At 74.0% G+C, this 7,924-nt stretch carries 6 protein-coding genes; 4 read left to right on the plus strand and 2 right to left on the minus strand.

The genetic code is table 11. From position 1 onward, the window contains the following. The first annotated feature begins 4 nt into the window (after positions 1-4). Together yicI and CBZ_RS08600 are read left to right on the plus strand one after the other, a co-directional pair. On the plus strand, positions 5-2,335 hold the full coding sequence (gene yicI, locus CBZ_RS08595) for an alpha-xylosidase (RefSeq protein WP_130781156.1): 2,331 nt from the start codon (positions 5-7) through the stop codon (positions 2,333-2,335). 121 nt (positions 2,336-2,456) lie between these two features. Continuing rightward, a complete protein-coding gene (locus tag CBZ_RS08600; RefSeq protein WP_130781157.1) occupies positions 2,457-3,005 on the plus strand; it encodes a GNAT family N-acetyltransferase in 549 nt (182 codons plus the stop codon). 28 nt (positions 3,006-3,033) lie between these two features. Here CBZ_RS08600 and CBZ_RS08605 read toward each other — a convergent pair whose 3' ends face one another. After that, on the minus strand, positions 3,034-3,627 hold the full coding sequence (locus CBZ_RS08605) for a TetR/AcrR family transcriptional regulator (protein WP_130781158.1): 594 nt from the start codon (positions 3,625-3,627) through the stop codon (positions 3,034-3,036). Positions 3,628-3,722: 95 nt separating this feature from the next. Between CBZ_RS08605 and CBZ_RS08610 the strand changes: the two genes are divergently transcribed. Beyond that, the gene (locus CBZ_RS08610; RefSeq protein WP_174768649.1) at positions 3,723-4,778 is read left to right on the plus strand and encodes a hypothetical protein; all 1,056 of its coding nucleotides are present in this window, start codon (positions 3,723-3,725) and stop codon (positions 4,776-4,778) included. Positions 4,779-4,781: 3 nt separating this feature from the next. Here CBZ_RS08610 and CBZ_RS08615 read toward each other — a convergent pair whose 3' ends face one another. After that, positions 4,782-6,149: a cryptochrome/photolyase family protein gene (locus CBZ_RS08615; protein ID WP_130781159.1), complete on the minus strand. Its 1,368-nt coding sequence runs from the start codon at positions 6,147-6,149 to the stop codon at positions 4,782-4,784. Positions 6,150-6,223: 74 nt separating this feature from the next. Between CBZ_RS08615 and CBZ_RS08620 the strand changes: the two genes are divergently transcribed. After that, positions 6,224-7,801, plus strand: a complete 1,578-nt coding sequence (locus tag CBZ_RS08620; protein ID WP_130781160.1) for a peptide MFS transporter — start codon at positions 6,224-6,226, stop codon at positions 7,799-7,801. Positions 7,802-7,924 lie beyond the last annotated feature (123 nt).

The following is a 7,924-nucleotide window of genomic DNA, read 5'->3' on the forward strand; positions in this document are numbered from 1 at the left end:
CGACATGAAGTTCACCGATGGTTTCTGGCAGGCCCGACCGGGCGTCGAGGTCCTCGCGGCGCGCGAGGCGTACGAGGTGCAGGACACGGGCGACACGCTGCGCGTGCTCGCGCCGACCAAGGAGATCGGCCGCAGGGGCGACACCCTCAACCGGCCGGTCCTCACGGTCACGCTCGACTCGCCCCTGGAGGGCGTGGTCCGGGTGCGGGTGGAGAACCACCGCGGCACCCCGACGCACCCCGGGTTCGACCTGCCCGGTGCGGTCGGCTCGGTCGGCAAGACCGGTGGCGACGTCGAGGGCGCGACGCTCACGACGGGCTCGCTCACCGCGACGGTCCGGCACGGCGCGCCGTTCGACCTGTCGTTCGAGGCCGACGGCGTGCCGCTCACGCGGTCGGGCGCGCAGGGCGTGGCCCGCGCACGCCTGAGCCCCGGCGCGGCCGTGTCCGTCGAGCCCGTGGGGGAGACGGGCGTGTCCCGCGACGGGCGGGTCGACGGTGCGTCGTACCTGGTGGGGCGGCTCGGCCTCGGGGTCGGCGAGGTCGTGTACGGCCTCGGCGAGCGGTTCGGCCCGCTGGTGAAGAACGGCCAGAGCGTCGACATGTGGAACGCCGACGGCGGCACGGCGTCCGAGCAGGCGTACAAGAACGTGCCGTTCTACCTGACGAACCGCGGCTACGGCGTGCTGGTCAACCACCCCGGGCACGTGTCGTTCGAGGTCGGCAGCGAGTCCGTCGGCCAGGTGCAGTTCGCGGTGCGCGGCGAGGCGCTGGAGTACCTCGTCTTCGCCGGTCCGACGCCCGCCGACGTGCTGCGCCGCTACACCGCGCTGCTCGGCCGCGCGCCGGTCGTGCCCGCGTGGTCGTACGGGCTGTGGCTCTCGACGTCGTTCACCACGGCGTACGACGAGCAGACGGTCGCGTCGTTCATCGACGGCATGGCCGAGCGCGGCCTGCCGCTGAGCGTCTTCCACTTCGACTGCTTCTGGATGCGCGAGTTCCACTGGACCGACTTCGAGTGGGACCCGCGCGTGTTCCCCGACCCGGAGGGCATGCTCGCGCGGCTGCACGAGCGCGGGCTGCGCGTCAGCGCGTGGGTCAACCCGTACATCGCGCAGGCGTCGCGCCTGTTCGACGAGGGTGTCGCGCGCGGCTACCTCGTCCGGCGGCCCGACGGGTCCGTCTGGCAGTGGGACATGTGGCAGGCGGGCATGGCGCTCGTCGACTTCACGAACCCCGAGGCGACCGGCTGGTTCCAGGACTACGTGCGCCGGCTGCTGCGGCAGGGCGTGGACGCCGTCAAGACGGACTTCGGCGAGCGCGTCCCGACGGACGTCGTCTGGCACGACGGGTCCGACCCCGAGGCCATGCACAACCTCTACGCGCACCTGTACAACGCCGCCGTCTTCGAGGTCCTCGAGGAGGAGCGCGGGCTCGGTGACGCGGTGGTGTTCGCGCGCTCGGGCACGGCGGGCGGCCAGCGGCTGCCGGTGCACTGGGGCGGCGACAACTCGTCGTCGTTCGAGTCGATGGCGGAGAGCCTGCGCGGCGGGCTGTCGCTGTCGATGTCGGGCTACGGGTTCTGGAGCCACGACATCGGCGGGTTCGAGGGGAAGCCCGACCCCGAGGTGTTCAAGCGGTGGGTCGCGTTCGGCCTGCTGTCGAGCCACTCGCGCCTGCACGGGTCGACGAGCTACCGCGTGCCGTGGGCGTTCGACGAGTCGCCCTCGGCTCCCGGCGAGAGCGCCGTCGAGGTCACCCGACGCTTCACGCGGCTCAAGCTGTCGCTCATGCCGTACCTGTACCAGGTGGGCCTCGACGTCCATCGCACGGGCCTGCCGTTCACGCGGCCCATGGTCGTCGCGTTCCCCGACGACCCCGCGGTGGAGCACCTCGACCGGCAGTACCTCATCGGCGACGACCTGCTCGTCGCACCCGTGCTGTCGGCCGACGGGCGCGTCCGGTACTACCTGCCCGCGGGCGGCTGGACGAACCTGCTGACGGGGGAGCGTGCGGCCGGAGGCTGGCGCGACGAGGTTCACGACGTCACCAGCGTGCCGCTGTGGGTCCGCGACGGTGCCGTCCTCGTCACGGGCTCGCGCGACGACCGGCCCGACTACGACTACGCGGACGACCCGCTGGTCACGGTGTACCCGGGCGGCGGCGACCGCGACGTCGTGGTGACCGACCCGTCGTCGGGCGCCGAGGTCGTCTACCACGTGCGTCGCGGCGACGACGCGGTGACCGTGACGGCCGAGCCCGCCCGGCCGTTCCGGGCGCGCGTCGCCGGGGGAGCCGAGGTCCGTTCCGAGGGCGGGTCCGTCCGCCTGTCCTGACGCGTGCCGTGCCGTGCGTGCGGCGCACCGGGTTCGTCGGTGCGCCGCAACACGGCAGTCACACGGCTTGCCTACGATCGTCGAGGCGCGTCCGTCGGGGCGGGCCGGACGGGAGCGGGACGTGGACAAGCCGACGCTGCAGGGCGAGATGATCGTGCTCCGGCCGGTCCGCCCGGACGACGCCGACGCGATGTGGGACATGCTCGCGGACGCCGAGGGCAACCGCCTGACGGGCACGACGGCGACGTTCACGCGCGAGCAGATCGACGCGTGGTGCGCGAGCCGGGCGACGGCGGAGGGGCGCTACGACTTCGCGGTGACCGCGAACGGCAGCGACGAGTTCCTCGGCGAGATCGTGCTCAACGACATCGACGACGTGGTGCGCAAGGCGAACCTGCGGCTGTCGATGCGGCCGGCGTACCGGGGTCGCGGGTACGGCACGGAGGGCATCCAGCTCGTGCTCGGGCTGGCGTTCGACGGGCTGGGCCTGCACCGCGTGGAGCTCGACGTGCTGAGCATCAACGCCCGGGCGAAGTCGCTCTACGAGAACCTCGGGTTCCGGGTGGAGGGGCGTCGGCGCGACGCGTACCGGGACGGCGACGGCTGGTGCGACGCGATCGACATGTCGATCCTCGAGGACGAGTACCGGGCGACGCAGGTCGAGCCGTGACGCCTGCCGGCTCGGGTCGGCGTCCGGGTCAGCGGGGCAGGTAGCGCTCGACGGCCGCGAGGTACGCCTCGCCGTCGAAGGCGGCGTCGACGGTCGACTGGATGACGTACCCCTGGACCGCGCTGAGCAGCAGGGGGACCTGCTCGGCGCCGAGCGCGTCGGCCTCCTGCGGGGTCAACCCGTGCGTGCGCTGGTGCCACAGCGAGGTGTACCGGCTGAGCGCGGTCTTGAGCCGACCGACGGTGCCGATCGCGAGGTCGGCGATCTCGGGGTCGGTGACGGCCTCGCCCCAGAGCTGGAGCAGGACGGCCGGGTCGCCGACCTCGCGCCGGATCGCCGCCACGAGCACGCGGACGACGGCGGGCGGCGGCGTCATGGGGCTGGCGTCCGTGAGGTCCCGGATGTCGTCGATGCGGGCACCGACGATGCGGGAGGCGACGCCGACGACGAGCGCGCTCTTGCTGGGGTAGTGGCCGTAGATGGCCCCGGCGGACAGCCCGGACTCGGCGATGATGTCGGCCATCGAGGTCGCCTGGAAGCCGGTCCGCCGGAACGCGCGCAGGGCTGCGTCGGCGATCTCGTCGCGGCGGGCGGCGCGGTACTCCTCGGTGACCTTGGGCACCCCTCACCCTAAAAACGAATGATCGTTCTTGACAAGCCGGACGGAAGGGGTCCAGGCTCAACAACGAACGAACATTCGTTTTTGAGGAGTCCACCATGTCCCGCACCGTCGCCGCACCGCACACCCCCTGGCGGCACGTCGTCGCCGTCGCCGCCGCGCTCGCCGCCGTCCTCACCGTCGTCGCGCTCGCGTTCCTCTGGCCGTCCGTCACCGCCGAGCCGCGCGACCTGCCCGTCGCCGTCGCCGGCCCGCCCCAGGCCACCGCGCCCTTCACGCAGGGGATCGAGGCCCAGGCGCCCGGCGTCTTCGACGTCGTCACCGCCGCCGACCGGGACGCCGCCGTCGACCTGATCGAGACGCGCGACGTCTACGGCGCCGTCGTCCTGGGCCCGCAGCCCGAGGTCCTCACCGCGTCCGCCGCGAGCCCGATGGTCGCCCAGCAGCTCGCCGCCCTCGCGCCCGTCCTGCAGGCCCAGGCCACCGCCGCGACCGGCGATGCCGTCACCGTCACCGTCACCGACGTCGTGCCCCTCAACGCCGGCGACCCGCGCGGCATCGTGCTCGGCGCCGCAACGTTCCCGCTCGTGCTCGGCGGCATGGTCGGTGGCATCGGGATCGCGCTCGCCGTCGTGGGCGTCCGTCGCCGCGTCGCCGCCGTCCTGGCGTACTCCGCCGTCGGAGGCCTCGCGATCGTGGGCGTCCTGCAGTCCTGGTTCGGCGTCCTCGGCGGCTCGTTCCTGGTGAACACCGGCGTCGTCGCGCTGACGATCCTCGCGATCGCCGGGGTCGTCGTCGGGTTCGCCTCGCTCGTCGGACGCCGCGGCATCGCGATCGGGCCTGTCCTGTTCCTGCTCGTCGCCAACCCGCTCGCCGCCGCCGCGATGCCCTGGCAGATGCTCCCCGCGCCGTGGGGTGCGGTCGGCCAGTGGATGCCGCCCGGCGCCGCCGCGACCCTGCTGCGCAGCGAGTCGTACTTCCCGGCCGCCGGCACCGCGACGCAGTGGCTGGTGCTGGGCGCCTGGGCCGCGCTCGGCCTCGTCCTGGCGCTCGCCGGCCACCTGCGGGACACCGGTGCCGCGACCCGCACCGCGCTCGCGGACGCGGTCGTCGACGACGAGCCGCGCGCCGCCCGCGCGGAGGTCGCCGTCTAGCGGTCAGCGCATCCGGCCGTACGCCTCCAGCGCGGCCTCGCGCTCGGCGGCGTGGTCGACGATGCGCTCCGGGTAGTCGGGGGCAGCCCCGGCGGGCAGCCGCCACGGCTCGTGGACGGCCCCGCCGGGGATCCCGCGCAGCTCGGGCACCCAGCGCCGCACGTAGTCGCCGTCGGGGTCGAACTTCTTGCCCTGCAGCACGGGGTTGAAGACGCGGAAGTACGGCGCGGCGTCCCGGCCCGTCCCCGCGACCCACTGCCAGTTGAGCTGGTTCTGCGGGACGTCCCCGTCGACGAGCCATGCGAGGAAGTGGTCGGCCCCCCGCTGCCAGCGCTGGTGCAGGTCCTTGACCAGGAACGACGCCGTGACCATGCGGACGCGGTTGTGCATCCAGCCCGTCGCGAGCAGCTGCCGCATCCCCGCGTCGACCACCGGGTACCCGGTCCGGCCCTGCGTCCACGCGGTGAACGCCGCGTCCGCCGCCGCCCCCGTCGCCCACGCGTCCTCCGGGACGACGTCGCGCAACGACCGCCGGGCCGCGCCGGGGTGGTGCCACAGGACGTCGGCGTGGAACTCGCGCCACGCGAGCTCCGAGCGGTACGTCGCGACCGACGCGGTGCCCCGCTCCGCGGGGGACAGCGCGGCCAGGTCGGCCAGGAGCGTGCGGGGGTGCAGCTCGCCGTACTTCAGCGGCGCCGACATCGTCGACGTGCCGTCCACGTCGGGCCGGTCGCGGTCGTGGTCGTAGTCGGCCAGACCCTCGCGCAGGAAGTCGGCCCAGCGCCGACGGGCCGCAGCCTCGCCCGCCGCAGGGAGCCGGACGGACGTCTCCGGGGCGCCCGGGACGCCGTCGCCGCGCACCGACGCCCACGGCACCGCGCGCGGACGCGGAGCGGGGGCGGACCAGCCGTGGTCGAGCCACGCGCGGCGGAACGGCGTGAAGACCGCGTACGGCGTGCCCTGCCCCGACGTCAGCCGGCCCGGCGCCACGGCGTACGGGGAACCGGTCGCGACGAGGGGGACCTCGCCGAGCGCCGCACCGACGGCCGCGTCGCGTCGCCGCCCGTACGGCTCGGTCGCCGCGGTCACGTGCACCGACGCCGCCGACACCTCGCGCGCGAGCCGGGGCAGGACGTCCGCCGGGCGGCCGCGCCGCACGACGAGCCGTCCGTCGAGGGCCTCGTCGAGCGCACGCAGCGACCGCGCGAGGTAGGCCAGGCGCGGCGCACCGGACGACGACCACAGCACGTCGTCGACGACGAACAGCGGCACGACCTGGTCGTCGGCGTGCCGCGCGGCCTCGACCGCCGCGACGAGCGCCGGGTTGTCCGCGAGGCGCAGGTCGCGGCGGAACCAGTGGATCGTGGGCACCCGGCGACGGTATCCGCGCCGCTCAGGACGGGCGACCGGTGGTGCGGGACGGCCGTCGGCGGTTCCATGAACCCATGAGCGACCAGACGGAGCCGTCGGGCGCGAGCGCGCTGCGCAAGCCGGGCGAGGAGTCGGGCGAGGAGTCGGGAAGCCCCGTCGGACGACGGCAGGTCCCGCGGGACCGGGCGTTCTTCGGGCACCCGCTCGGGCTGTTCACCCTGTTCAACACCGAGCTGTGGGAGCGGTTCAGCTACTACGGGATGCGCGCCATCCTGCTGTTCTACCTGACGGACACCGTCGCGGACGGCGGCCTCGGGCTCGACGACACGCTCGGCACCGCGATGGTCGCCGCGTACGGGACCGGCGTGTACCTGCTGTCGGTGATCGGCGGCTGGCTCGCGGACCGCGTCATCGGCGCGCGGCGCTCGGTGCTCTACGGCGGCATCGTCATCGCGGCTGGCCACGTGTCGCTCACGATCCCCGGCGCGGGGTTCTCCTACCTCGGCATCATGCTCGTCGCGCTCGGCACCGGGCTGCTCAAGCCCAACGTGTCGAGCATGGTCGGCGAGCTCTACAGCCGTGAGGACTCGCGCCGCGACTCGGCGTTCTCGATCTTCTACATGGGCATCAACATCGGCTCGCTGCTCGCGCCGATCCTCGTCGGCGTCGCGCGCGCGATCGGCGGCTACCACGCGGGCTTCGCGGTCGCCGCGGTCGGCATGGGCATCGCCCTCGTGTTCTTCGTGCTCGGCCGCGGGCTGCTCGGCGGCGCGGGCGACGTCGCGCCCAACCCGCTGACCCCGGCGGACCGGCCCGCGGTGACCCGCACGGTCCTCGCGATCCTCGTGGGCGTGCTCGTCGCCCTCGCGATCGCGTGGGCCGTCAGCGGTGGGTTCGGCGCGACGACCTTCGTCGACGCGCTGTCCTACCTGGCGTTCGCCGCACCCGTCGCCACGCTCTGGGTCATGTTCCGCTCGCCGAAGGTCACCGACCACGAGCGGTCCCGGCTGCGCGCCTACGTGCCGCTGTTCGTCGCCGCGATGCTGTTCTGGATGATCTTCGAGCAGGCCGCGAGCACCCTGGCCGCCTACGCCGAGAACCGGACGGACCTCGACGTGCTCGGCCGGACGCTGTCGCCCGAGGTGTTCCAGTCGATCAACCCGGCGCTCATCATCCTGCTGGCGCCGTTCTTCGCGTGGCTGTGGGTCCGGCTCGACGACCGGCCCCCGACCGCCGTGAAGTTCGCGATCGGGCTCACGTTCGCCGCGCTCTCGTTCGTCTTCCTCGCGGGGGCGTCGGCGTACTTCGCCGACGAGAAGTCCCCGCCGTGGGTGCTGGGTGTCGTCTACCTCGTCCAGACGGTCGGCGAGCTGTGCCTGTCGCCCGTCGGGCTCGCCGCGACGACCCTGCTCGCGCCGAAGGCGTTCCGCGGCCAGGCGATGGCGCTGTGGTTCCTCGCGCCCGCCGCGGGCAACGCCATCACCGCGCAGCTCGTCCAGGTCACCGAGGGCGCGAGCGACACCGCCTACTTCGGTGGCATCGGCCTGGTCGCGCTCGTCTTCGCGGGCGGGATGTTCGCGATCGCGCCGTGGGTCACCCGGCACATCCGGGCCGGTGCCGAGAGCGAGAAGGAGGCGGCGCTGCAGCACTGAGCGGCCCTCCTGCACCGCGGTGACGCCGCGCCGTCGTGCGGCTGCACCGCCGTCCCGCCCCGCCGTCGCGCGAGCGTCGAGCCGGGCCGGTCCCGGGCGCGGGCCGTCGCCCCGGGACCGGCC

This window comes from Cellulomonas biazotea (assembly GCF_004306155.1).
In the GTDB taxonomy this organism is placed as follows: Bacteria; Actinomycetota; Actinomycetes; order Actinomycetales; family Cellulomonadaceae; genus Cellulomonas; species Cellulomonas biazotea.

Coding starts and splice junctions, on each gene's coding strand:
- CBZ_RS08620 (WP_130781160.1), top strand. CDS start 6,224: ATGAGCGACCAGACGGAGCCGTCGGGCGCGAGCGCGCTGCGCAAGCCG.
- yicI (WP_130781156.1), top strand. CDS start 5: ATGAAGTTCACCGATGGTTTCTGGCAGGCCCGACCGGGCGTCGAGGTC.
- CBZ_RS08610 (WP_174768649.1), top strand. CDS start 3,723: ATGTCCCGCACCGTCGCCGCACCGCACACCCCCTGGCGGCACGTCGTC.